A 24,310-nucleotide genomic window follows, 5' to 3' on the forward strand; every position below is an offset into this window, starting at 1 on the left:
GACGTGACCGAGCACGCTCGGCGGGGATCAGCCATGTTCATCTGCCTTCCGGCTGATGGGCGCAGGTTGGGCCCGGGAGTGCCGCGTTAGCATGGGTGTCATATGAGCTGGTGACGCTCGCATCGGGGGGAGCGAAGATGATGATCACCGCTCGAGAGTTGAAAGATCGTGTGATCGACGCTCTGAACAAGCACGATCTCGAAGCGACCAAGCAGTGCTTCGCCCCAGACGCCGTCTATGTCGGCCCGGTGGGCACAGCTGAAGGGCACGAACAGATCGGCTGGTACTTCGAGCATCTACTCGAAGCCTTTCCAGATCTACATCTCACACCGTGGTGCAAGGTCCCTGTTTACGACCCGGCCGTCTCGGCCGTCTCCGAGTACGTCATGACGGGGACGCATCTCGGGCCGTTCCTGCTGCCCGGAGGGTCGGCGCTGCCCGCTACCGGGAATCGCATCGCGGTTCGCGCAGCCGGGATGTGCACCATCGAGGACGGACTGATCATCAGCGATCGCGAATACTACGATCAGCTGGAGTTGCTCAGTCAGCTCGGTCTTTGCCTGCCGGAGTCCGTCGCCTGACCGCCCTCAACCTCGACTGGCCGGCTTTGACCTGTCCGGCCCGTTCCTCTTACTGCGCGCCATCGGCGGCTACGCCGAGGAAGCGCGGCGCCAGGATCGTGTAGTCGAGGACGTCGACGCCGAGCCGCGGATCCGGCGCGTCGAGCACAAGGTGATCAGGCACGGGAGGCCGGCCCCCTCTCCCACCTGCCCCCGTCGAATCGTGTTGAGCAGGTGCCCGCCTGCTCAGATCTCTGGAAGGCGCTCCAGGACGACGACCGGGATCTCGCGCGGGGCGGCCGACTTCTCATGATCGGAGAAGAAGGAGTAGTCCCGCTTGGCGGCCGTCCAGAGGCGGTCCCGCTCCTCGCCCGACGTGACCGTGGCGGTCGCGATGTACACCTCCGGCCCGATCTCGACGGTGACCTTGGGCTCGGCGAGGAGGTTGTGGAACCAGTCCGTATGCGCGGCCGCGCCCGCGTTGGAGGCGAAGGCCACGAGCCTGTCGCCGTCCCGCATGTACATCATCGGGGTGGTGTGCGGCCTGCCGGTTCTGCGTCCGCGCGTGGTCAGCAGCAGGATCGGCCGGCCCTCGAAGGGCCCGCCGCCCTCATGGGCGCGAAAGTCGTCGATCGTCTTCCGGTTGATCTCACGGATGTCGTCCATGAGGGCATCCTGACCTGAATTCCTGTCACCATGTGTCAGGCGCGGCCTGCTTTCACGCGCTCCACACCGCGGCGACGGACTCGGCCAGCGTCTCGCTCTGGGCCAGCCCCGCCTTGTACGCCGGGCCCCACAACCCCGGATCAAGGACGTTGTCCCCGAAAACGGCCACGGTCGCCTCGTCCGGCTGGACCACGAGCGTCTGCGCCGTTCCGACGGCGAGCAACTCGGCCTCCAGCATGGCGCGGGGGGACATGGCGCCCAGCGGCTCCAGCACCAGCACGGTGCCGGCGCCGGAGGCCAGGTCGGCGTTCGTGGGGGAGCGCACCCCGCCGTCCACGTAGCGCCCGCCCGAGATCTCGACGGGCGGGTAGACCATGGGCACCGCGCAACTGGACGCGACGGCGAGCACCAGAGGGACGCCGGACTCCTTGTCCCAGACGACGAACTCGCCGGTCGCGGCGTTCACCGAGGTGATCAGGAGTTCGCGGTCGGGCCACTCCTTGATCGGAAGCCGGTCGCCGATCCTCTCGATGCGGGCGGTCGCGGGTCCGGTGGGTGCCGCGAGGGCCATCTGGCCGACCCTTCGCCGCGCCTCCTGGGGGTCGAGACTCGGGTCGAACAGGATGGCGAAGGCCTCCATGACGGCCTCGGAGGCGACCGTCGGGGCCGGTCCGGTGTCGACGTTCGCCTGGCGGCCGACGGCGGCCTCCAAGTCGGCTCCCGTGGCGAGGAGCGTGCCCGTGACCGAGCCCGCCGAGGTTCCGATGATCCGGTCGGCGGTGCCGAGGTCAACCCCGCGCTCGCGCAGGCCCACGACGACTCCGGCCTCCCAGGCGATCCCGGCGACTCCTCCGCCGCCGAGCACCAGTGCACTAGTCATATCCCGATTATGTGTGACGTGATCGCCGAAAACAGGGCTCCTCAACCTGTGAGTTCCGTGACGGCCGCCGTGAACAGCTCGGTGTGCAGGTCGACGTCCTCGGCGGTGGTCGAGGGGCACATCAGGGCCATGTTGTGGAAGGGCGTCATCAGCACGCCGCGGTTGTGCATGAACAGGTGGAAGTAGTCGTCCAGTTCGTCGTCCGACAGCGCCGCGGACTCGCCGCCGTTCTTCGGCGCTCCGAAGCGATATTCCGTACGGGCGCCGAGCTGCGTGACCGACCACGGCAGCCCCTCGATCGCCTTGGCCACGCCGTCCGTGAAGCGGGCCGCCAGCGTGGTCATGTACGCGAAGGCGTCCTCCGTGAGCACCTCCTCGAGGGTGGCCCGCGCGGCGGCGATGGACAGGGCGTTGCCCGCGAGCGTGCCGCCGACACCGCCCACGTCGACGAGGTCGGCGTCCTTCTCGGCGAGGATCCTGTCGGCGACCTCCCGCGTGACGCCGTACGCGCCGATGGGGACGCCCCCGGCGATCGACTTGCCGATGGTCACGATGTCGGGGTCGAGGTCCCACGCCCGGGTGCACCCTCCGGGGCCGGCCGAGAACGTGTGGGTCTCGTCGTTGATCAGCAGCGTCCCGTGCCGCCGGGTCAGTTCCCGTACGGCGGGCAGGAACCCCGGCTCCGGCAGAACGATGCCGATATTGGTCAGCGCGGGCTCCATCAGCACACAGGCGACGTCGCCGTGGGACAGCGCCCGGTCCAGCGCGTCCAGATCGTTGAACTCGACGACCCGGGTGGTCAGCGCGGGATCGACGGGCGGGCCGACGTTGCCGGGGCGGGGCAGTGTGACGCCGCCGGGGCCGAGCGTGACCACCGTCTCGTCCACGCTGCCGTGATAGCAGAAGTTGAACACCAGGATCTTGGGCCTGCCGGTGATCTGGCGCGCCAGCCGGATGGCCCACCGGTTGGCGTCGGTCGCGGTCAGGCTGAAGCTCCACAGGCCGACCTTGAACCGGCGGGTCAGCTCGGCTCCGACCCGCTCCGCGTCCTCGCTCGGGAGCATCGCGGTCAGCCCCAGCCGGTTCCGTACGGCGCGCATGACGGGCTCGGGGGAGTGGCCGGCCATCGCGCCGGTGTCGCCGAGGCAGAAGTCGACGTACTCGAAGCCGTCGATGTCGCGGACGCGTGCGCCGCGCGCCTCGTCGAGGTAGGCGGGGAACCGCCCGGCGGACTTGTTCATCCAGGTCATCGGCACACGACCGAGAAGGGAGCCGGCGTTGTCGTAGGCCGCCCGGCTGCGCGGCAGCCGGGTCTCGTAGGTCTGGCGCTCGCGTTCGAGCAGGACGTGGAGGCGGTTCCGGTCGAGCATGTAAGGCATGCTGCCTCACCCGAATCCGACAAATCCACCCCCCAATTATTTTGGCCGTGATCACGCACGGGTTTGGCCAGGTGGGGGAATGCTTCTTCGAACGCGTGCATGATCACGGCCGGGGTTGGCGCAGGTCGGGGCGTACCTTCCCGAACCCGTACATGATCACGGCCAGGGTTTGGGCGGGTCGGGGGGCACTTCTCCGAGCTCGTGCATGATCACGCGCGGGAGGGTGGGGCGTCATTATCCTTGTTTGTGGGGGGTGAGCCGTATGGCGACGACCGAGGAGCACGGCGGCACGGGGAAGGTCGTTCTAACGGAGGAGATGAGCTTTCTCGATCGCATACGTGCCACTCCGGCGGGCCGGCTGACACTGAAGATCGTCATCGGAGTGCTCGGCGCGGCCATCATCGTCACCGGGCTCATCATGGTGCCGTTTCCCGGCCCGGGCTGGCTCGTGGTCTTCGCGGGCCTCGCCCTGCTGGCCACGGAGTTCGCCTGGGCGTCGAGGCTGCTGCAGGTCGCCAAGGACAAGGTGATGGCGGCCACCGGCTGGTTGAAGCGGCAGAACTGGTTCGTCCGCATCGTGGCAGGGGGGCTGACCCTGATCGTGGCGGCCGCCATCGTGTGGGCGACGATCAAGTTCACCATGGGGATCGACCTGATCGAGGAGGCACGCGACCTGCTCGCGTGACTCAGGGGGACGCGGCAGGCCTCAGCCGCCGGCCAGGGCCAGCCGCCGCACGGCGAGTTCGGTGAACAGCGTGGCGCCGTCCGAGAGGACGGCGTCGTCGAACATCGCCTCGGGGGAGTGGTTGGCGGCCGCCGACGACGGGTCGCGGTCGGGCGGGCAGGCGCCGACGAGCAGGAAGGCGCCCGGCACCTCCTGGAGCACGTAGGAGAAGTCCTCCGAGCCCGGAGTCGCGTGCGGCAGCGGGAAGTAGCTGCCCTGCCCCAGGGTCTCCCGCACGGTCTGCGCCGCGAAGTCGGCCTCGGTGTGGTCGTTCACCGTCACGGGGTACCCGATGCCGAACTCGCACTCGACGGTGAGCCCGTGGGCCTCCCCGATGCCTCGCGCGAGCCGTACGAGCCCGTCCCTGACGCGGCCGCGGGCGTCGCCGGAGAAGGTCCGGATGGTCGTCGAGAACCGGGCCTCGTCGGGGATGACGTTGTCGGCCGTTCCGGCGTGGAAGCTGCCCACGGTGACCACCACAGGGTCGTACACGTCGAACGTCCGCGTCACGTGCGTCTGCATGGCCGTCACGATCTCGCAGGCCGCGGGGATGGGGTCGAGCGCGGCGTGCGGGCTTGAGCCGTGGCCGCCCCGACCGCGCACGGTGACGAAGAGCGTGTCGGCCGCCGCCATGATCGGCCCGCCCTTGGTGAGGACCAGGCCGTGGGGGATCGTCATCGAGAAGACGTGCATGCCGTACGCCGCGACGGGACGCGACCCGGACGCGTCGAGCACGCCCTCCTCGATCATGATCTTGGCGCCCTCCTGGCCCTCCTCGCCCGGCTGGAACATGAAGACGACGTCGCCGGCGAGGTCGGAGCGTCTTCCGGACAGCAGGCGGGCCGCGCCGGTCAGCATCGTCATGTGCAGGTCGTGGCCGCAGGCGTGCATCTGGCCGTCGATCACCGACCGGTACGGCACGTCGGCGTTCTCGTGCACGGGAAGCGCGTCCATGTCGGCCCTGAGCAAGACCGTCGGACCGGGTCGTCCACCCCGCAGGACGGCGGTCACCGACGTCAGCCGCTCACCCGTGGTGATCTCCAGAGGAAGGCCGTCGAGCGCGGAGAGGATCTTCTCCTGAGTGCGGGGGAGGTCCAGGCCCACTTCGGGCTCACGATGTAAGGCGTGGCGGAGCTCGGCCAGCTCATCCTGAAAAGTCATGGCACATCCTCATCAGAGCGGAAGGCGACCTTGTCGCCATCGTCACCCTAGTGCGCCGTGTACCACGGAGTAATCGCATGTGGCCGTGCGGCGAAGGGCGGGCGACACCTCCGTGTCGCCCGCCCCCATGTACGGCCCGCGGCCTCCGGCTCGGTCAGGAGACGCGCATCGGCGTGCCGAGGCGCCGCCGCGTCAGCCGGACCGATCGTCCCCGCCCCGTCGCGGGCGCGGGCCCGAGCACCACCTTCTCGGCCGCGTCCGGCATGAGACGGAGGTCGTGGGTGATCAGGATCGTGGTCCGCCCCGACATGAGCCGGCCCAGCGGCTCCATGATGCGAGCGGCCGTCGCCTCGTCGAGCCCTGTCATCGGCTCGTCCAGGATGAGCACGGGAGCGTCCCGGAGGACGGCGCGCGCTATGGCGATGCGCTGCCGCTGACCGCCGGACAGCAACCGGCCCTTCTGACCTACGGGTGTGTCGTAGCCCTCCGGGAGCCTGCGAATGAAATCGTGCGCGCCCGCCGTGACCGCGGCCCGCACGATCTCGGCCGGGTCCGCCCCGGACCTGCCGTACGCGATGTTGTCGCGGACGGTCCCGGAGAACAACATGTTCTCCTGGGTGAGCAGGGTGACGCGCTCGCGCAGGGTCCGGTGCGGCAGGTCGCGGATGTCCACTCCGTCGAGCAGGATGCGCCCGCCTGAGGGGTCGTAGAACCGCAGCAGCAGCTTGGCGATCGTCGACTTCCCCGCTCCGCTCGGGCCGGTGCACACGATCAGGTCACCCGGCCGCGCGGTGAACGACAGGCCGGCCAGAGTCGGCCGGGTCCGATTGGGATAGGTGAAGTGCACCCCGGCGAACTCGATGCGCCCACCGGTCTGGTGGACGGAGGGCTGCAGGGCCCCTCCCGCGACCGTGGCGGCGGTGCCCTGCCGATCCGCGGCCGTGCCGACCGTGCCGGACGCGGTGGTCGCGGTGGTCGTGCCGGCCTCTGTGCTCGTGATGGGCCGGTCGACGACGGTCGGCCGGGCGTCGAGCACCTCGAGGATGCGGTCCGAACCCGCGGCCGCCTCGGAGACGGTGAGCGCGGTCTCCCCGAGCCCGCGGACCTGCGGATAGAGGTAGGCCAGGTACGCGGCGAAGGCCAGCAGCCCGCCCAGCGTGAGCCGCCCGGAGGCGATCTCCCACGCGCCCACCCCGATGATGGTGAGCAGGCAGCCGGTCTCGATGACCTGTACGGCGGGGCCGTACAGGGCGGACAGCCGCGCCTGTGCGAGGTTGGCGCGCAGCCAGCCGCGCCCCGCGGTGTGAAGCCGCGCGGCCTCGGTCTCCTGACGGTTGTACGCCTGCACCAGCGCCTGGTTGGACAGCGCCTCCTCGATGGCGCTGTTCATGGCCCCGTTGCTGAGGCGTTCGCGTGCGGCGGCCTGCCGGAAGCGCCCGGCGAAGCCCTTGGACACCAGGACGAACGCCGGGATGAGCGCGAACGTCACCAGCGCCAGGTCCCACCGGATGAAGACGGCGGCCGTCGCGAAGAAGACCACGCTGATCAGCGCCGTGATCAGCTTGATCAGTCCGGAGACCACCAGTTCCTCGATGGCCTCGATGTCGTCGGTCAGCCTCGCCATGAGGTCGCCGAGTCTGCGGTTCTCGAAATAGTCGGGTGTCAGTGTCTGCAGGTGCTCGAACACGCCGTCACGCACACGCAGCAGGAACCGTTCTCCGCCGAGGGCGGCGGTGTAGGCGCTGGCGAAGGCGGCGCCACCGGCGAGCGCGGTGAGACCCAGCCAGGCCGCGGCGGGCGACCAGAACGCGGACAGGTCGCCGCTGCTGAGCACCTCGTCGGTGATGCGGCCGAACAGCGCGATGGCCGCGACCTCGCACGCCGTGCCCACCATCGCCGCGACCACCCCGACGGCGAACAACCGGCGCAGGCCCCGGGTGTAGGGCCAAAAGCGCCGGAATGTCGCCCTGATCGAGATGAACGGCGCGATATCGGCCGATGCGCTCGTTCGTCCCGACTCCGGGAAGCGGGGGAGCCGGCGGGTGACCCGCCGGCTCCCATCCTCTTGTGGCAGGGAACTCACCACCAGCACCGGCGCCGCCTGCAGCGCCAGCGTCGCCGGCACCCGCACCGTCGCCAGCCGCCGCCCCAGCTGCCCCAACTACTGGGGGTGCGAGCCCCCGTCGGGAAGACGTTGCTTATGCTCATCGATCCCTCCCTGTGGCAGTTTCTCTAACTATGACGATTCGGACAATACCCCCGATAACGGCATAAATCGCCGAATGAGCGCCGCTTGGCGGCTGTTTTTGTCCGTTCATTCCTTAGGCCACTTCAATACGACCGGAGAAACCGCCGGGACTGTACCCGGTTGGAGGTTTAGCCCTGGTGCAACAAAGCGGAGATCAAAGGGTGTTCACAACACGCTCGGTAATTTCGTGCCGGGCATTCGCCCGAGTAGGGAATGGGAGGCCCTGAATCCCCGTCCCGCGCGGGCCTCCCGCCTCTTGCCGGCCCCGCGGGCGCCGATCCGGCATCTCCCGCCCGCGCGTAATAGAGCCGGTCACCGCCTTGAAGACGAGTCGCCTGGCCGAACGCCGGAAGGGGGGACACGCTCATTCGCGCAGTTGTCACCGGCACGTAGTCCGACTTCCGTTAAGCCTGGCCACTCGGCGGCCCGGCCGCGAAAAAGCCGCTGTGGACGGGAAAGCGCTATACCGAAGCGCCCTGGTACGGCACGCGTCCGCATTCTAGAAACAGATTCGAATTCCACTCTTGGCGTCTAAACACCCGGAGGCGAGAGCGTGCCGCCAGAAGGCGCATGAGGATGAACGCCGGAGGCACGCCAGTCCGGTGAGCGGTCGCGGGGCATTGGGCGCGGGCGCAGGGAACGAGCGAAGCGTGGGGCGGGCATGGGTCCGGACGCAAGCCCACGGGCGCGTGGGCAGATGGGCGGGCGTCATGAGGCCTCCGCGATGCGGCCGAGGGGGCCTGTGCCTAGAGGTAGAGGCCGGTGCCGTGGTCGGTCTGCTGCGTGGCGACGGCGTGCAGGTCGCGCTCGCGCATCACGAGGTAGATCTGGCCCTGTACCTCGACCTCGAACTGCTCCTCGGGGTTGAACAGGACCTTGTCGCCGGCCTTGACCGCCCGGACACTGGAACCGGCGCCGCAGACCTCACCCCAGACGAGCCGGTTGGCCAGTTTGACGGTGGCGGGGATGACGATGCCCGCGCTGCTTCGCCGTTCCTCGGTCTCCGGCTCCACCCTGACCATCACGCGGTCGTGCAGCATCTGGATCTCGAACTTCGGGTCGGCCACGGTGGAAGTGTACGCGCGGCGGCCGCGGCGTCCGTCACGACGGTCAGGGCGCGGGGTGCGTCAGCCCCGACCCATCGCGAGGTCGTAGCCGGTGCCCGCGCCGCGGAAGACCCGGCCGGCCCCCCAGGAGAGCACCTGGAACCGGACGTGCACGCTGTTGGAGCGCGCACCGGTGAGGTCCGCCATCATCTCCGCGGACAGGTCGACGATGGCCGGGATGTCGTGCTGGGCGACGGCCCATTCCGCCGGGCCGAAGTCGTCGACGATCCCGATCGCGCTCCTGTCTCCGTAGGTGATCTTGACGGTGGTGCCGAGCGGCCAGTACGGGCTGGCGACCGTCTGGTACCGCATGGGCCGGCCCGACGCGGTCACACCGTCCCAGAACGAGGTGGCGGTCGCCGTACCGGACGGCAGAGCGGTGGGGGAGGGGGACGGTTGCGCGGCCGGGCCGGTCGCCGCGGCGTGCGCGGCCTGGGCCGTGCCGGCGGACAGGGCCGCGCAGCATGCCATCGCGGCCAACGTCTGAGAGGTTCGCTTCCGCATCGGGGGGCCTTTCGCTTCGATCGCAAGAGCCCGCGGGGGAGCGGGCGACCGTCGCGGAAAGCCTCCGGAGGGATCGGCGGGCGTTTCGGCGAGCGCCGTGTAGGCCTGAGTCGGGCGTACGGCCCCGCGCGAAAGACGCGGGCGGGTCACCGGCCGGGGCGGACACGTTCCCGTGGGGGTGGGAACACGACGGCTTTGCGATGTGGGGGATTACTTGACCGAAGCATGACTTCTGTCACAACAATAGCGAAAGATGGACGAAATAGTGCAAAGCACTCAAATGGTATAGTAGATCTTATTTGGTGCCATGCCTGGCCTGGTATCGCCGGCCTGCCCCATGGCAAGATCGCAGAATGTCATTCGACGCCTACAAGTGGATCAACGAGCCTCGCGACTGGGCCGCGGAAGACGGCCTGCGCGTGGTCGCGGACCCCGACACCGACCTGTGGCAGAAGGCCCACTACGGCTACTCCTTCGACAACGCCCACATGTTCGTCCGCGAGATCGAAGGGGACGCGCGCGTCACGGCGACCTTCTCCGCCGACTACGCCGACCAGTACGACCAGGCCGGCGCCATCCTGCGGATCGACGAGGAGAACTGGGTCAAGGCCGGAGTCGAGTTCGTCGACGGGGCGCACCAGCTCAGCGTGGTCGTCACCCGGGGCTACTCCGACTGGTCGGTCGTCCCCGCGCCGGGCACGCCGGAGTCGGTGACCATCGACATCGCGCGTGAGGGCGACACCGTCATCGTCCGGTACGGCCTCGACGGGGCCGAGCCGGTGCACATGCTCCGCCTCGCCTACTTCCCCCCGGAGGTCGCGGCGGTCGCGGGAGCGATGTGCTGCGCGCCGAGAGGCGGCGGCTTCGCGACCCGGTTCACCCGTCTGTCAGTGGTCTGACCCGCTCAAAGTGGTCTGACCCGCTCCACGGAACCCGTCTGACCCGGTCCGCGGAACGCGATGGCGACCCGAAAGTCGTACAGTCGCCGCATGAACGACGAAGCACCCGTAGACGCGCGTTCCGCGAGCGCGGAGGCGGCGGTCCTGAACGCCGTCGACGAGGCGGGCACCGTCCGCCTGCTCGCCGACCTGGTACGGGTGCCGAGCGTGACGGGCACGGACGCCGAGTCCGAACTCCAGGACGGGCTCGCCCGCATGCTGGCCGAATGCGACCTCGACGTCGACATGTGGAAGCTCGACCTCGCCGACCTCCGGTCCAGAGAGGGCTTCCCCGGCACCGAGGCGGAGCGGGCCGAGGGCTACGGCGTCGTCGGGGTCACCGAGGGGGAGGGAGCGCCCGCTCTCGTCCTCCAGGGCCACGCCGACGTCGTGCCGATCGGCGACCCCGCCAAATGGGAGGGGCAGGACCCGTTCGGCGCCCGCCTCACCGCCACGACCCTGCACGGCCGCGGCGCCTGCGACATGAAGGCGGGCCTCGCGGCCAACCTCGCCGTCGTCCGGGCGATCCGCCAGGCGGGGGTACGGCTCGCGCGCCCGCTCGCCCTGCACTGCGTGGTGAGCGAGGAGGACGGCGGGCTCGGCGCGTTCGCCACGCTCGCCCGCGGGCACACCGGCGAGGCCGCGGTCATCACCGAGCCCACGAGCGGGAAGGTCATCACGGCCAACGCCGGGGCGCTCACCTTCCGCATCGAGGTCCCGGGCCGGGCCGCCCACGGCGCGACCCGATACGAAGGGGTCAACGCGATCGAGGCGTTCTGGCCGGTCTTCCAGGCGATCCGCCGCCTGGAGGCGGAGCGCAACCGTGACGTCGACCCCCTGTTCGTCGGCAACCCGATGCCGTATCCGATCGAGATCGGCACCATACGGGCGGGCGACTGGGCGAGCAGCGTGCCCGACCTGCTGGTCGCGGAGGGCCGCCTCGGCGTGCGGCTCGACGAGGACCCCGCCGACGCCAGAGCCGCCCTGGAGGGCGCGCTGGCAGACCTCGGCGACCCGTGGCTGCGGGCGAACCCCGTCACGGTCACCTGGCCGGGGGGACAGTTCGCGAGCGGCCGCCTCCCGGAAGGGCACCCCCTTCTCGGCCAGCTCGGCCGGGCCGTCGCCGACGTGACGGGGGACCGGCTGGCCACGACGGCCGCGCCGTACGGGAGCGACCTGCGGCTGTACGCGGCGGGCGGGATTCCCACGCTGCACTACGGCCCGGGCGACGTGCGGTTCGCCCACGCGCCGCGCGAGCAGGTCGAACTGCGCGAGATGCACGAGGTCACGCGGGCGCTCGCCCTCCTCGTCCTGCGCCGCTGCGGCACGCTGTGACGCCTACGGCACGCCGGACTCCGGCGCGAGGTCAGCGAGGTCGGTGAGGTCAGTGCGGTCCGAGCGCGGTCAGTACGTGCTGGTGACGGAGGCGATCTCGTTGAGGGGGAACTCGAGGTAGTCGCCGGCCTCCTCGCACCAGGCGTCCAGCACCCCACTGCGCAGCTCGCCGTGGCTGATCGTCGCCGTGACGCCGTCGGACAGGGTGATCAGCGCGCGGACGTCCCGGTCGACCACGAAACCGAGCAGCGACTGCTGTGCGGTCGGCAGGCGGGTCGCCATCCGGCCGATGACGGCCCACGTCTGCCCGCCGGGCCCGGCGGAACCGCCGTTCACGAGCAGCCGCCTGGCGTGCTCGCGCGGATCGGGCGGCGGCTCGAGCAGCGAGGGCGGCGGGTCGAGTTCGGCCACCCGGCCGCCGGGAAGCAGGGTCAGACGGCCCGCGTTGGGCGCGCGCCGGATGGTGATCCCCGCGCCGTCGTCGACGGGCACCGGGGCGTAGCCCGCCTCGCGCAGCGCCGTCAGGACCGTCGCCGCAGGCGCGGATCCGGCGAGCACGGTCGGCGCGAGCAACCTCAGCCCGAGCTTGGCCAGCCTCCGGTGCGCGACGATCTCCGCCAGCAGAACCGGGTCGGAGCCCTGGATGATGCAGCCGACCGACGACACCGTGACCTCGCCGTGTCGCCTGGCCACGTCATGGACCAGATAGGTGAGCGGCTGGGGAAGGGTTCCGGCCGCGGACAGGTCGGCCAGCAGGGAGTCCGCGGTCTCTCCGGCGTCCAGCGCCCGCCGTACGCTCGCGGGGCTGAACCGCCACACCGACGCCGCGCCCCGCGACTCGCGGTCGGCGGCCCGGTCGAGCAGGGAGGAGAGCTCCACCGACGGCGGGCCGGTGACCACCGCCGTCAGGTCGGCGCCGAACAGAGCGGTGCGCTGCGCCCCGGCGAGGGCCGTCATCGAGCACTTGGCGAGGACCGGATCATGCTCTATCTGGGGCGCGGTCTCGTCGCTCTCGTTTCCTGCGATCGCGCCGAGGGCGGCCAGCGCCCGCCCGAGGTCGGTGAGCGTGTCGTGCGCGCACAGGCCGAGCAGCCGGGACTCCTCGATGATCGCGGGCGCGCAGTCGGCGAGGAGTTGCCTGTCGAGCAGCGGCGCACGCCAGTGGACCGACTGCACGAGCTCGGGGAGCGTGGCGAACCCGCGGCCTTCGGGGACCAGCGCGAGCGCGCCGAGCATGGCCCGGCGGATCCGGGCGATCGTCTCTCCCGCGGGGTCGTCGCCGAGCACGGTCGGATAGCGGTTCTCGGTCCGCCGCAGCGACGAGCGCTCCATGCGCCACCACGCCGCCAGCAGCACACGTAACCGCATCGAGGCGTCCTCCAGCCGCCAGGCGTCGAACCTGTCGGTAGGCACCAGCCCGCCGGCGCCGTCGTCGAGCGAGATCAGCCGGGCGACGGCGCAGATCTCCAGCAGCAGCCGGGTCTCCTCCTCGGAGCAGCCCGTCTCCCGGGCCACCCTCTTGACCTCGCGCACGCCGACGCCGCCGTTCTTCAGCAGCGGCAGCGGGGTCTTGTCGGTGTTCTCCAGCAGCGCGGTGGCGCGGTCGACGATGTGCGGAGCGGCGAGGCACATCGCGTGCTCGACGGCATCGGGGTCGATCCGCGTGGTTCCCAGGTCGGGCGGGTCGGGGGTGAAGGGGCCGTGATAGTCCGGCCCGCGTAGGGCGAGCGCCACCTCGCGCGGCATCTCCGCCACGTCCCACTGCGTGCGGAACAGCAGGCCGTGCTCGGCCGCCCACTTCTCCGGCTTCCCCACGGTGACGAAACGGTTGCCGTCGACGCTGCGCACCGGCCCGTCCCAGGCGAAGTCGTCGAGCATCTCCATCGTGCCGTCCGGCGCCCGGTCCACGAGGTCGGAGAGGCGTTCCGGGTCGCCCAGCAGCGCGGTGATCCGTACGGCCACCTGCCGCCTGCCGCCCTGGTACGGCAGGTCCAGGACGCGGCAGAGCCGCCGCAGCGCCTCGGTGTTGAGCATCCAGGAGTCCAGATAGACGGCCATCGGTTCGCCCAGCCCGCACGGCGCCGTCCACCACTGGGCGACCGCCTCGGCGAGGTCGATCCTGCCGTCGGGGGCCGGCCAGGCGAGGGCGTGGTCGTAGAGGCGGTCGAGCCACGGGATGACCTCGGAGGTGCTCACACCCAGGAAACGGGCCAGCTCGTCCTCCGTGGGCCGCCCGCCGATCACCAGGCACGCCTGCAGGATCTCCAGGGGCGGCAGCGGAAGGCCGCGCATGACCTCCATGAGGGCGAAGCCGTTCGTCAGCCGGTGCGCGAGGGCGTCCAGCCTGCGGGGCCACGGCGCGGCGATGGCGTCCGGGCGGTTGGCCAGGACACGAGCGAGCCGGTCTTCATCGAGAGCGGTCAGCCAGCGGACTAGGTGATCGTCCATCACAGATCTCTCGGAAGTCTCAGGAAACCACCGTAATGCGGATCACACTCTTGACGGGGGTCGCGAGCCAGGATACAGCGCGCGGTCACGAGCCCCGAGATCACGAAATTTCTCCATCGATCGCTGCGAAACGGCCATGCCGTTCGCCTATTACGGTTCGATCTCAGCACATCTGATGCCGCCGTGCCGAGCATTCGCGCCATCGGGCCGCCGGCCGAGGGGCGCTCCCGTGCATTCCGGGCTGCACGGGAGCGCTCCGCGGCAGGCGGACCGGGTCCGGCGTCACTGAGATATGACTGTCAGGACAGGCGCCGGGTTCGCTGCCGGGACAGTTGGCCGGGGCTCCGCGGAAGTGCGGATCGGAGCCGGGGCGTCGGGGACGGAGGGACGGAGGTCAGGCGGACAGGACGGCCCAGACCGCCTTGCCCTGAGGGGCGAGGGGGCACCAGCCCCAGCGCACGCTCAGCGATTCGACGATGTGCAGCCCCAGGCCGCCCGGCTCGAAGGGGGCCGGATCCCGCATCACCGGGGCCTGAGCTCCCGGGTCGGTGATCGCGCAGGTCACCAGGGTGCCCCTGCGGATCAGCGACAGCCGGATGACCTCCCTGTCACGGGCCGCGCTGAGGATCAGCCCGTGCCGCAGGGCGTTCGTCGTCAGCTCGGAGACGACCAGTTCCATGCTGTCGTGCAACTGGCTCATGTCCCAGCCGGAGAGGGTCCCCGCGGCGAAACTGCGTGCCGAGTGGACCGACTCCGCCTTCGGGGGAAGGGCGAAGGTGGCGCTCGTGGTGGTCGATCCGGGATCGAGGAGATCGCGGGCGGGCTCCGGCCACCAGCCGATCGGGGGCCACCAGTCGAGCCCCGACCACTGATTTCGGCCACGAGTCACGTTCGTGGACTGCACGAGATCATGATGCTGGACACTCCTGTGCATGTGCAAGAGCGAATGCACGTGCAAGCGGCTGTTGCAACCGCTACGGTTACCCGAAACAATCCTGGGACGAAGGGGGCGATCTTTGACAGACTGTGAACCAGTCCACAAAGCGGAGGAATAGCACGTGTCGATAGATCCGCCGGGATCAGGATCCACCGTTCGGCGAATCATGCTCGGTGCCAGCCTTCGCCGGTTGCGCGAGGCACAGGGACTCACGCGCGAGGTCGCCGGATTCCACATCCGGGCCTCGGAATCGAAGATCAGCAGGATGGAGCTCGGCCGAGTCGGGTTCAAGACACGTGACGTCGAGGACCTGCTCACGCTGTACGGCGTCAGTGACGACGCGGAACGGCGCGGGCTGCTGGAGATGGTCCGCGAGGCGAACACGCCGGGATGGTGGCACAAGTACGGCGAGGTGCTGCCGAACTGGTTCATCACCTACGTCGGCCTGGAAGAGGCGGCCAGCGTGATCCGCACCTACGAGGTGCAGTTCGTGCCGGGCCTGCTGCAGACGGCGGCGTACGCGCGGGCGGTGATCCAGCTGGGCTACCCCGACGCTCCGGACGGAGAGATCGAACAGCGCGTGCATCTGCGCATGCAGCGCCAGGAGCGGCTGACCCGCCCGGACGGCCCACGGCTCTGGGCCGTCGTGGACGAGGCGGCGCTCAAGCGTCCCATCGGAGGCGGAGGGATCATGCGGGAGCAGCTCCAGCACCTGCTAGAGGTCGCCACGCTGCCCAACATCACCCTGCAGGTGATGCCCTTCCGCTTCGGCATGCACGCGGCCGAGGGGGGCGCGTTCACGATCCTTCGTTTCCCGGAGTCCGACCTGTCCGACGTCGTCTACGTCGAACAGTTGTGGGGCGCCCTATACCTGGACAAGCGTGAGGACATCGATCCATACCTCACGGCCATGGAGCAGTTGTGCGTGGAGAGCACCACGCCCGGGGGCACCGCCGAGATTCTCGGCGAATTTCTCAGAGAGACATGATGCAGACTTATAACGGGATGCCCGCAAACAGCCTGACCGGGGTCACCTGGCGGAAGAGCGTCCACAGCAACTCGACCGGCAACTGCGTGGAGCTGGCCGAGCTCCCCGACGGCGGCGTGGCCGTCCGCAACTCGCGTTTCCCGGACGGGCCGGCCCTCATCTACACGCGCGACGAGATCCGGGCCCTGGTGCTCGGAGTCAAGGACGGCGAGTTTGACGGCCTGCTGGTTTAACCCGGTGTTTACACGCCGCGCACGCGTGTAACAGGCGCGCGCAGGCGGCGTAACACCGGTCCGGCAGATTTGGACCCTGAGAACGTTGAGGTATCAAGGGGGACCGCGGTGCTGGACCAGATGACTCTCTACCCGGTGGCCGACGACGTGCTGTTCGCACCCGGCGGCCGCGTGGTGATCCGCACGTACGGCGTCGCCTCCACGGCCGCCCCCGAGGAGGGGGAGCCGCGGAGCGTGGCGTACCGGACGTGGGTCACCGGAGTCCGCGACCAGCCTCGATGCTGGCGGTGGGGGCACTTCGAGGACGCACGGCGCGGCCACCACAGGGTCATGGAGTGGCTGACCGGCCGGGGCCCGCAGCCCCAGCCCGTCGCCGGCTGACCGGCCGCCGGGTCTTCCGGCGGCCCGCTGCGCGCCCGTCTCAGGCGGGGTCCTGAACGGGCGCGTTCCACCGCATCAGGACGGGCTCCTCGTGCTCGTAGCCCAGAACCGAGTAGGTGCCGGTGTCGAGGCGCAGATGCCGCCCCTCATCCGCCGGCAGCCCCAGCCAACGGGCGGCGAGCACACGCAGGAAGTGGCCGTGGGCGACGATCAGCACGTCGCCCTCCGCGGGCCGGACGTGGGCGATGACCCGGTCCGCGCGATCGCCCACGTGGCCGACCGTCTCACCCGGGTGCTCCGCGTCTCCCGGGATGATCCCGTCACGCCACAGGTACCACCCCGGACGGCTCTCGCGGATCTGCGGGGTGGTGATCCCCTCGTAGCCGCCGTAGTCCCATTCCCAAAGGTCCGGGTCCACGTCGTAGGAGGCGGCCCCGGCGAGCTCCGCCGTACGGCGTGCCCGCTGCGCGGGGCTGACGAGGGTCAGCGCGAACTGCCTGCCCTTGATCACTTTCGCCAGGGCGCGGGCCTGGTCCTCGCCCCTCTCGGTCAACGGCAGGTCGGTCCGGCCCGTGTGCCGCCCCGCCCTGCTCCACTCCGTCTCGCCGTGCCTCAGCAGAATGACTTCCATAGGACGACCATCATGCCCGTACGGCTTTCGCGAGCCAGTGGTGACCCTGTGGCGTTCGAGTACCCGCGTGCTGCAGTAAGGTCGCCGCGGAGGGTATGATGGAGCCGGTTTCGGTAGGTTTGGTCGGTGCGGGACCGTGGGCGGAGATGGTGCACGCCCCTGCGCTCGCGGCGGGGCCGCACACGCGGCTCGCGGGCGTGTGGGCGCGCAGGCCCCAGGCGGCCGACGAGCTCGCGGGCAAGCACAGGGTCCCCTCGTTCGAGCGGCTCGAGGAGCTGTTCGACCTCTGCGAGGCGGTCGCGTTCTGCGTGCCGCCGGGGGTGCAGGCCGAGCTCGGCGTCCTCGCGGCGAAGGCGGGCAAGGCGGTGCTGCTGGAAAAGCCCCTCGCGGCGGACCTCGACGGCGCCAGGCGCCTCGCCGACGCGATCGGTGAGGCCGGCGTGGCCTCCCAGATGTTGTTCACCTTCCGCTACGCCCCGGCGACGACGGCCTTCCTCGGCAGGGCCCGTGCGCTGCGGCCGTTCGGCGGCCGCGCCGCCGACACCTCGGGGGTGCTGTACGGCGGTCCGTTCGCCACGCCGTGGCGGCTCGAGCGGGGAGCCCTCCTCGACATCGGTCCGCACATGATCGACCTGCTGGACGCGGCCCTCGGGCCGGTCGTCTCGGTCAGGGCGCACGGCGACCCGCTGAAGTGGGTGGGCCTGCTGCTCGAACACGAGGGCGGCGCGGTGAGCGAGGCGTCGCTGACGATGGCGGCGGGCGGCGACCTGCCGCCCGCCCGCGTGGAGGTCTACGGGGTGGAGGGCAACGCCTCGCTCCTCGGGTCCGAGGTCGGCGACGACGCCTTCCCGGCCGTGGCGCGGGAGTTCGCCCGCACCGTCCGCAGCGGCGGCGGGCATCCGCTCGACGCCCGCCACGGGCTGCGGATCCAGGAGATCATCGCGGACGCCGAGCGACAGCTCGCCTGAGAGCCCTCCGGCCCGTCGCCGGGCCGTGAAGATCCACACCCCTGGGCGATGCCCCCACCCGGGCGATCCCTGAACTTTTCTGGCCCTTCGGCCTGGGTTCTCTTGATTTGGGGTCTCAGCCGGGAGCTGCCGCCGAGTCTTGCATGATCGCGACCGGGGTTCCGGAGACTCCGGGATCTTCGGCATGCCCGGGATTTCCGGCGTATCCGCCATCCCGGACGACCCATGGGTGGTCGCTCGATGGCGGCCATCGGTCCTCCGGCCCGTCGGCCGTGGGGTGACAGGGCCTCCTCGTCGCGGGTGACTTATCGGTGCATGCGTAGCCTTTGTGTATATTTTTGTGCAGATGGCGCAAAGTGCAGGAGATATTTCATGAGGGCATTCCCGTCAGTCCTGTTCGATGAGGCGCACAGCGAGGCATGGAGCATCAGGCGGGAAGTCGCCGAAGCCATGAATCCCGCGCATCCCGACGACAGCGGCTACTCGACGGCCGCCGCCATCCTGCGGCGGCTCGGCCAGACGGTCACCGCGCACACCCAGGGGCCGGTGACCACGTCCGTGCTCGACCCCCACGACGTGTTCGTGATCGCGCACCCGTCAGGGGATCACTGGGAGCGGACGACCGGCGCGGGCAGCCCTGTGTTCACCGACGCGGAACTCGACGCCGTCGAGGACTACGTGGCCGCCGGTGGGGGGCTCGTCGTGCTCGCCGAATGCGAGCAGGACAAGTACGGGAACAACCTCGCCGACCTGCTCGGCCGCTTCGGCGTCGGCATCGAGCACACCACCGTCCAGGACCCCTCCGGCTCCCACAACAAGGTCGCGACGTGGGTCCTCGGCGTCCGCGGGGCCGGTGCCGCCGACGGGCCGGGCCTGCGCCAGGACCTGCTCGCGGGCGTGCGGCAGGCCTGCTTCTACCGGGCCGGCACGCTCGTCGCCCCGGAGGGCGCGGAGGTCCTGTTCGAGACGTCGGGGACCGCCGATCCCGCGGGCCGTCCGCTGGCCCTGGCCGTACGGCACGGGCGCGGGCGGGTCGTGGCGCTCGCCGACTCCGACCTGTTCGGCGACGACTCGATCGGCGACTTCGACCACGCGCAACTCTGGACCGACCTCGTCACCTGGGCCGCCAGGATCCCGGACGTCGCCGCCGGCCACACGGCCGGCTCGGAGGCCCCGGAAGGCCTGGGCGCCGCGTGGGACGGGCTCAAGGCCGCCGTCGAGGCCCTGCGGCCGCTCCAGGCCAAGGACGGCTCCATCGCGGAGGACCGCGACCGCGCCGTCGAGCTGATCTCCGAGATCAGCGACAACGTCGTACGGCTCGCGCCCGGGTTCCCGCACGACAAGGACTACCTCGACGCGGTCGTGGCCGACCTGCGTAAGTGGGTGGCCGACGGGCTCGGCGTGCCCGACTTCCTCGACTCGCTGAACCTCTTCCACCCCGACGCCCAGCGGGTGGACGGGCTCGAGCACCTCGTCGTCTTCCCGATGTACACGCAGAACGGGAACCCGAACCGCAACGTCGAGGCGGTCTGGATCCGCGTCGTCTGGCCCGACTGGCTGGCCGAGCTGGAGCGGAACGGCTACGACAACCCGATGTTCGTGCCGATCGCCTTCGCGGACTTCACCTCCGGCTACGACACCAACTCGGCCGTGCTCTTCCCCGAGACCGTCGCCGTCCGCGAGACGCCGCCGCGGTTCACGTGGGGCGGCATCTTCTGCGACCGGGAGGCCGCGCGGTTCCGCGCCGTCAGCGAGGCGGCCGCCGCCACCCTCAAGCTGGCTCTGCCGCCGGACGCGGCCCGGCTGCTCGCATCGCAGGAACTTGCCCAGGACACCTTCGTCCTGTGGGATCTGGTCCACGACCGCACCCACAGCCACGGCGACCTGCCGTTCGACCCGTTCATGATCAAGCAGCGCATGCCGTACTGGCTCTACACGCTGGAGGAGCTGCGCTGCGACCTGACCGCGTTCGGCGAGGCGGTGAAGCTGGAGGTCGACGGCGTGCCGCACGCGCGGTACGTGCAGTACGCGATCCTGTTCGACCGGCTGTTCCGCTTCCCGATCACCGGTGAGCGGGTCCGGAACTACGACGGGCTCGGCGGGCAGCTGCTGTTCGCCTACCTGCACCGGCGCGGCATCGTCCGCTGGACCGACAACAGGCTCTTCGTCGACTGGGCCAAGGTCGCCGACGGGGTGGCCGACCTGCGGGGCGAGGTCGAGACCCTCTACCGCGACGGCATCGACAGGTCCAAGGTGGCCCACTGGCTCGCCGCCCACTCGCTCGTGGCCGCGTACGTCGCGCCGCATCCGGCGTCGGTGTGGAGCCAGGGCGTCCAGGCGCTGCCGGAGGAGCAGAAGGAGATGGTCAACGCCGTCCTGCCCGATGAGTTCCCCCTGAGCATGTTCTACGAGGCGCTGCGTCGTAAGCTCACCGACGTGGTCGAGTCCACGCGGGGCATCAGGGCGTGAACCCTGGCCCGTTCGAAAGGTGGGTCATCGTTTGAGCAGGGTCATTCTGGTCGCAGGCACGGGCAGCCCGTCGGGGCGGGCCGTCGTCCGGCGGTTCACCGAGCTGGGTGACACCGTCATCGCCGTGAACAGGTCGGGAGGCGACGGCGCCCTGGCCGTCGACCTCCAGGACGCGTCAGCCGTACGGAGGCTGGCGGAGCAGGTCGAGGCGGAGCACGGCCGGGTCGACGGGATCGTGCACCTCGTCGGGGGATGGCGCGGGTCCAAGACCTTCGCCGGCACCTCGCTGGAGGACTGGGACCTGCTGCACGGCCTGCTGATCCGGACCCTGCAGAACGTCTCGCTCGCGTTCGAGCCGTTGCTGCGGGCCAGCGAGAACGGCCGGTTCGTCATCGTCTCGGCGAAGGCCGCTCAGGCGCCGACGCGGACGAACGCGGCCTACGCGGCGGCCAAGGCGGCGGCCGAGGCGTGGACGCTGTCGCTCGCCGACGCCCTGAAGGGCACGTCGTCCGCGGCCGCGATCCTGGTGATCACCGCACTGGTGGACGATGGGATGAGGGCGGCGAACCCCGGCAAGGAGTACAAGGGGTTCACCGATGTGGACGATCTGGCGCGCTCCGTCGAGGCGCTCTGGGACAGGGATCCCGCCGAGGTCAACGGGCAGCGGATCGACCTCACCGCCTGACGTCTATTTTTTCGACTAAACGGAGATATTTCGTGACAACGGATGCCGTGCGGCGGCACGAGCCGGAGATCAAGACCTTCGCCAGCGACAACTACGCCGGGATCCACCCGGAGGTGCTGGAGGCCATCGCCCTGGCCAACGGCGGGCACCAGGTCAGCTACGGAGACGACGCCTACACCGAAGCCTTGCAGGGCGTCTTCCGGCGGCATTTCGGCGACCACGTCGAGGCCCTGCCGGTGTTCAACGGCACCGCCGCGAACGTGCTCTCGTTGCGTTCGATGTGCGCCCCGTGGGAAGCGGTGGTCTGCCCCGACAGCGCGCACATCAACACCGACGAGGGCGGCGCGCCGGAGGTCACCGGCGGTCTGAAGCTGCTCCCGGTGGCGACCCCGGACGGCAAGCTCACGCCCGAGCTGATCGACCAGCAGGCGTGGGGGTTCGGGGACGTGCACCGCGCGCAGCCACGGGTGGTCTCGATCTCCAACGCCACGGAGCTCGGCACGCTGTACACGCCAGCCGAGATCAAGGCCGTCTGCGACCACGCCCACGAACTGGGCATGTTCGTCCACCTGGACGGCTCCCGGATCACCAACGCGGCGGCTGCCCTCGACGTGCCCCTCCGCGCGCTGACCACGGACGCCGGGGTCGACATGTTGTCCTTCGGCGGCACCAAGATCGGGCTCATGCTGGGGGAGGCCGTCGTGGTCCTCAACCCCTCGGCCGCGAAGGGCCTGCCGTACCTGCGCAAGACCGGCATGCAGCTCGCCTCGAAGATGCGGTTCGTGTCCGTGCAGTTCGAGGCCCTGCTCGGCGGCGACCTGTGGCTGCGCAACGCCCGCCAGGCCAACGGGATGGCCAGGAGGCTGGCGGACGCCGTACGTGGTCTTCCGGGTGTCAGGGTGGCGCGCGAGGTGGAGGCCAACGCGGTCTTCGCGATCCTGCCGGGAGATGTGGCCGACCGGCTGCGCAAGCGGTTCCGGTTCTACAACTGGAACGAGCGGATCGGCGGCGGTGAGGTCGAGGTCCGCTGGATGTGCGCCTTCGACACCACCGAAGCCGACGTGGACGCCTTCGTCGCCGCCCTGACCCAAGAACTCCACGCCTGACCCTCCCTCTCCCGCGTGATCATGCACAGGCTCGGCGATGGTTGTACCGCCGAACCTGCGCATGATCACGGGCAAGGGGCGAGAGGTCAGACTTTTTGGTTGGTTTCCTTCTCGTAGGCGGTGAGCTGTTGCTCGAGGGCCTTCATCAGCTCGAACACCTGCGCCGGAGGCAGCCTGACCCGACTGACGATCCTGGTCGGCACGCTCACGTACCGGTCCCCGGAAAGAGGATCGTCGGCGAGCGCCGGCGGCCGTGTGATCACGGCGAAGTCCAGGACGAATCCATCTTGGGTGTGCCAGACCGAAGCGAAGTCGGCGTAGTGCCCTGACTCGACCTCAGGTGTGATGTGCACCTCGAGGCGGCTTTCCGGGTCGTCGTTCAATCTCTTCTCCTCTGGCCACGGCACCTCCATCGTGCCCCGGCCGGAGACCTTGTGCGCGCCTATCCCGCCGGACTCTGGAGGATGCTCGGCAACGGCTGCGCCCCACGCTCGGCCAGCAGACCCTTCATCAGCCTGATCTCCGCCGTCTGGCCGTCGACGATGTGCTGCGCCAGCGACCGCACCTCGGGACGGTCGGACAGTCGGAGCAGACCCTGCGCCATCTCCACGCCGCCCTCGTGATGGCGGATCATGAGCTGGAGGAAGAGGATCTCGGCGTCCTTGCCCTGCGCCGTCCGCAGCCGGTTCAGCTCCTCCTCCGAGGCCATGCCCGGCATGACGCCGGAGGTCGCGCCCGGGGCCGCGCCACCGTGGGCGTGCCCGGACATCCACGCCATCGGCGGCTGGGACGACGACTGGTCGAGGTTCCACTGCTGGAGCCAGCCCATGAAGATCCCGCGCTGGGCCGTCTGGGTGGTGATGATGTCGTACGACAACGTCCGAAGCGGACCGTCGGAGGTCTTGTCCCATACGACGAAGGCCATCTCGACCGCCTGGGAATGGTGGACGGCCATGTCCCTGGCGAACCCCGCCTCGGGCGAGGTGTCTCCCGGGGTCCCCGACCTGGTCGCGAACAGCACCAATGCGCCCGCGGCGAGGACGAGGGCGACCAGCGCCACGAGGGGAAACCGCCTCCTGGGCTGCGGCGTGGTGTCGAGCATGACGCTCGTCTCGGTGGTCATCGCCCCACAGGCTACCTGTCCTGTCTGACCGGGCTGAGCCAAAGGTGCATCTCACCCACTATTCTCCATACCGCAGCGGGGATGTCAGTGAACCGGTGGGTGGAGGGCTTGATGGCGAAGGGCAAGACGCAGGCGAGACGCGAGCACCTCGAGCGCATGCGTGCCGAGCAGAGGAGCAAGGAACGGCGTACCGCTTTTCTCATGTGGGGAGTCGGCGGTCTGGTCGTCCTCGCGGTGGTCGGTCTGGTCGGCTTCTACGTCGTCAACGACCGGTCGCAGAAGTCCCTGAGCGCGGTGAAGACCTACGACTACAAGGGCTCCGACCACGCCTGGACCAAGATCTCCTACAAGGAGAACCCCCCGGTGGGCGGCCAGCACAACTACTACTGGCAGAACTGCGGGATCTACGACAAGCCGATCCACAACGAGCACGGTGTCCACTCGCTGGAGCACGGCGCCGTCTGGATCACCTACAGCCCCGACCTGCCCGCCGCGGACGTTGCCAAGCTGAAGACGCTGGCCTCCTCCGACTACATGCTGCTCAGCCCGTACCCGGGCCTGCCGGGCAAGGTCGTCGCCAGCTCGTGGAACCACCAGATCGTCCTCGACGGGGCCTCCGACCCCCGCCTGTCCGAGTTCATCAAGAAGTACAAGCAGAACCCCACCTACACCCCGGAGTTCGGCGCGGCCTGCGACCAGGGCGTCAGCACGACGGCCGACCAGCCGCTGCCGCCTGAGCCGGCCCCCACGGCCAGCCCCAGCGCCGGCGCCTCCACGGAGCCGACCCCGACTCCGGCGGCCTCCTGACCCACGGTGGTGTACGGCCCGGCGGTGCGGCAG

24 protein-coding genes are annotated in these 24,310 nt (G+C 70.0%); 12 read left to right on the forward strand and 12 right to left on the reverse strand.

The window, feature by feature from the left end; all coding sequences use genetic code 11:
• Positions 1 to 110 precede the first annotated feature (110 nt).
• A complete protein-coding gene (locus Pph01_RS00685; RefSeq protein ID WP_239116317.1) occupies positions 111 to 581 on the forward strand; it encodes an ester cyclase in 471 nt (156 codons plus the stop codon).
• Between the two features lie 225 nt (positions 582 to 806).
• Here the strand turns inward: Pph01_RS00685 and Pph01_RS00690 are convergent, their stop codons facing one another.
• The 3 genes from Pph01_RS00690 to Pph01_RS00700 are packed head-to-tail and all read right to left on the reverse strand — an operon-like array spanning position 807 to position 3,476.
• The gene (locus tag Pph01_RS00690; RefSeq protein WP_204070914.1) at positions 807 to 1,226 is read right to left on the reverse strand and encodes a nitroreductase/quinone reductase family protein; all 420 of its coding nucleotides are present in this window, start codon (positions 1,224 to 1,226) and stop codon (positions 807 to 809) included.
• Positions 1,227 to 1,278: 52 nt separating this feature from the next.
• Positions 1,279 to 2,106 (reverse strand): patatin-like phospholipase family protein, encoded by an 828-nt coding sequence (locus Pph01_RS00695; protein ID WP_204070915.1) that lies wholly within the window; start codon positions 2,104 to 2,106, stop codon positions 1,279 to 1,281.
• Between the two features lie 41 nt (positions 2,107 to 2,147).
• The gene (locus Pph01_RS00700; RefSeq protein WP_204070916.1) at positions 2,148 to 3,476 is read right to left on the reverse strand and encodes a transaminase; all 1,329 of its coding nucleotides are present in this window, start codon (positions 3,474 to 3,476) and stop codon (positions 2,148 to 2,150) included.
• Between the two features lie 271 nt (positions 3,477 to 3,747).
• Between Pph01_RS00700 and Pph01_RS00705 the strand changes: the two genes are divergently transcribed.
• Entirely contained in the window at positions 3,748 to 4,170 is a 423-nt protein-coding gene (locus tag Pph01_RS00705; RefSeq protein WP_204070917.1) for a TIGR02611 family protein, read from the forward strand.
• Positions 4,171 to 4,191: 21 nt separating this feature from the next.
• Here the strand turns inward: Pph01_RS00705 and Pph01_RS00710 are convergent, their stop codons facing one another.
• The 4 genes from Pph01_RS00710 to Pph01_RS00725 all read right to left on the reverse strand — a co-directional run bounded on the left by Pph01_RS00710 (position 4,192) and on the right by Pph01_RS00725 (position 9,195).
• Positions 4,192 to 5,370, reverse strand: coding sequence for a M20 metallopeptidase family protein (locus Pph01_RS00710; protein WP_204070918.1), 1,179 nt, complete (start codon positions 5,368 to 5,370; stop codon positions 4,192 to 4,194).
• Between the two features lie 154 nt (positions 5,371 to 5,524).
• Entirely contained in the window at positions 5,525 to 7,531 is a 2,007-nt protein-coding gene (locus Pph01_RS00715; RefSeq protein ID WP_239116318.1) for an ABC transporter ATP-binding protein, read from the reverse strand.
• An 833-nt stretch (positions 7,532 to 8,364) separates the two neighbouring features.
• The gene (locus Pph01_RS00720) at positions 8,365 to 8,685 is read right to left on the reverse strand and encodes a GroES family chaperonin (RefSeq protein ID WP_204070919.1); all 321 of its coding nucleotides are present in this window, start codon (positions 8,683 to 8,685) and stop codon (positions 8,365 to 8,367) included.
• Positions 8,686 to 8,745: 60 nt separating this feature from the next.
• Positions 8,746 to 9,195 carry an RlpA-like double-psi beta-barrel domain-containing protein gene (locus tag Pph01_RS00725; protein ID WP_204070920.1) on the reverse strand — a complete coding sequence of 150 codons (450 nt, stop codon included), beginning with the start codon at positions 9,193 to 9,195 and terminating at the stop codon, positions 8,746 to 8,748.
• Between the two features lie 386 nt (positions 9,196 to 9,581).
• On the opposite strand from Pph01_RS00725, the gene Pph01_RS00730 reads away from it, so the two are divergent.
• Positions 9,582 to 10,127: a DUF1349 domain-containing protein gene (locus Pph01_RS00730; RefSeq protein ID WP_204070921.1), complete on the forward strand. Its 546-nt coding sequence runs from the start codon at positions 9,582 to 9,584 to the stop codon at positions 10,125 to 10,127.
• A 90-nt stretch (positions 10,128 to 10,217) separates the two neighbouring features.
• The gene (locus Pph01_RS00735; RefSeq protein WP_204070922.1) at positions 10,218 to 11,501 is read left to right on the forward strand and encodes an ArgE/DapE family deacylase; all 1,284 of its coding nucleotides are present in this window, start codon (positions 10,218 to 10,220) and stop codon (positions 11,499 to 11,501) included.
• Positions 11,502 to 11,570: 69 nt separating this feature from the next.
• Here the strand turns inward: Pph01_RS00735 and Pph01_RS00740 are convergent, their stop codons facing one another.
• Together Pph01_RS00740 and Pph01_RS00745 are read right to left on the reverse strand one after the other, a co-directional pair.
• Entirely contained in the window at positions 11,571 to 13,949 is a 2,379-nt protein-coding gene (locus Pph01_RS00740) for a helicase-associated domain-containing protein (RefSeq protein WP_204070923.1), read from the reverse strand.
• 394 nt (positions 13,950 to 14,343) lie between these two features.
• Positions 14,344 to 14,853: an ATP-binding protein gene (locus Pph01_RS00745; protein WP_239116319.1), complete on the reverse strand. Its 510-nt coding sequence runs from the start codon at positions 14,851 to 14,853 to the stop codon at positions 14,344 to 14,346.
• Between the two features lie 199 nt (positions 14,854 to 15,052).
• On the opposite strand from Pph01_RS00745, the gene Pph01_RS00750 reads away from it, so the two are divergent.
• From Pph01_RS00750 to Pph01_RS00760, 3 genes are all read left to right on the forward strand, one after another.
• The gene (locus Pph01_RS00750; RefSeq protein ID WP_203951066.1) at positions 15,053 to 15,874 is read left to right on the forward strand and encodes a Sco1979 family transcriptional regulator; all 822 of its coding nucleotides are present in this window, start codon (positions 15,053 to 15,055) and stop codon (positions 15,872 to 15,874) included.
• Positions 15,874 to 16,107 (forward strand): DUF397 domain-containing protein, encoded by a 234-nt coding sequence (locus tag Pph01_RS00755; RefSeq protein WP_239094529.1) that lies wholly within the window; start codon positions 15,874 to 15,876, stop codon positions 16,105 to 16,107. Before Pph01_RS00750 ends, Pph01_RS00755 begins: the two co-directional genes overlap by 1 nt.
• 108 nt (positions 16,108 to 16,215) lie before the next feature.
• Positions 16,216 to 16,488: a hypothetical protein gene (locus Pph01_RS00760; RefSeq protein WP_204070925.1), complete on the forward strand. Its 273-nt coding sequence runs from the start codon at positions 16,216 to 16,218 to the stop codon at positions 16,486 to 16,488.
• Between the two features lie 40 nt (positions 16,489 to 16,528).
• On the opposite strand, the gene Pph01_RS00765 is transcribed toward Pph01_RS00760, so the two are convergent.
• Positions 16,529 to 17,119 carry a histidine phosphatase family protein gene (locus Pph01_RS00765; protein WP_204070926.1) on the reverse strand — a complete coding sequence of 197 codons (591 nt, stop codon included), beginning with the start codon at positions 17,117 to 17,119 and terminating at the stop codon, positions 16,529 to 16,531.
• A gap of 98 nt (positions 17,120 to 17,217) precedes the next feature.
• Between Pph01_RS00765 and Pph01_RS00770 the strand changes: the two genes are divergently transcribed.
• The 4 genes from Pph01_RS00770 (at position 17,218) to Pph01_RS00785 (ending at position 22,347) form a co-directional block, all read left to right on the forward strand.
• A complete protein-coding gene (locus Pph01_RS00770; protein ID WP_204070927.1) occupies positions 17,218 to 18,087 on the forward strand; it encodes a Gfo/Idh/MocA family protein in 870 nt (289 codons plus the stop codon).
• Positions 18,088 to 18,459: 372 nt separating this feature from the next.
• The gene (locus Pph01_RS00775; RefSeq protein WP_204070928.1) at positions 18,460 to 20,556 is read left to right on the forward strand and encodes a DUF6421 family protein; all 2,097 of its coding nucleotides are present in this window, start codon (positions 18,460 to 18,462) and stop codon (positions 20,554 to 20,556) included.
• Between the two features lie 31 nt (positions 20,557 to 20,587).
• On the forward strand, positions 20,588 to 21,241 hold the full coding sequence (locus tag Pph01_RS00780; RefSeq protein WP_204070929.1) for an SDR family NAD(P)-dependent oxidoreductase: 654 nt from the start codon (positions 20,588 to 20,590) through the stop codon (positions 21,239 to 21,241).
• Between the two features lie 32 nt (positions 21,242 to 21,273).
• Positions 21,274 to 22,347: a threonine aldolase family protein gene (locus Pph01_RS00785; protein ID WP_204070930.1), complete on the forward strand. Its 1,074-nt coding sequence runs from the start codon at positions 21,274 to 21,276 to the stop codon at positions 22,345 to 22,347.
• A gap of 86 nt (positions 22,348 to 22,433) precedes the next feature.
• Here the strand turns inward: Pph01_RS00785 and Pph01_RS00790 are convergent, their stop codons facing one another.
• Together Pph01_RS00790 and Pph01_RS00795 are read right to left on the reverse strand one after the other, a co-directional pair.
• Complete coding sequence (locus tag Pph01_RS00790) at positions 22,434 to 22,730, reverse strand: DUF3467 domain-containing protein (RefSeq protein ID WP_204070931.1); 297 nt, start codon at positions 22,728 to 22,730, stop codon at positions 22,434 to 22,436.
• 59 nt (positions 22,731 to 22,789) lie between these two features.
• A complete protein-coding gene (locus Pph01_RS00795; RefSeq protein WP_239116321.1) occupies positions 22,790 to 23,470 on the reverse strand; it encodes a DUF305 domain-containing protein in 681 nt (226 codons plus the stop codon).
• Between the two features lie 111 nt (positions 23,471 to 23,581).
• Here Pph01_RS00795 and Pph01_RS00800 point away from each other — a divergent pair, with 111 nt between their 5' ends.
• Positions 23,582 to 24,277 (forward strand): thioredoxin-like domain-containing protein, encoded by a 696-nt coding sequence (locus tag Pph01_RS00800; RefSeq protein ID WP_204070932.1) that lies wholly within the window; start codon positions 23,582 to 23,584, stop codon positions 24,275 to 24,277.
• Positions 24,278 to 24,310: the final 33 nt, after the last annotated feature.

It is taken from the genome of Planotetraspora phitsanulokensis (assembly GCF_016863295.1).
Classification (GTDB): Bacteria; Actinomycetota; Actinomycetes; order Streptosporangiales; family Streptosporangiaceae; genus Planotetraspora; species Planotetraspora phitsanulokensis.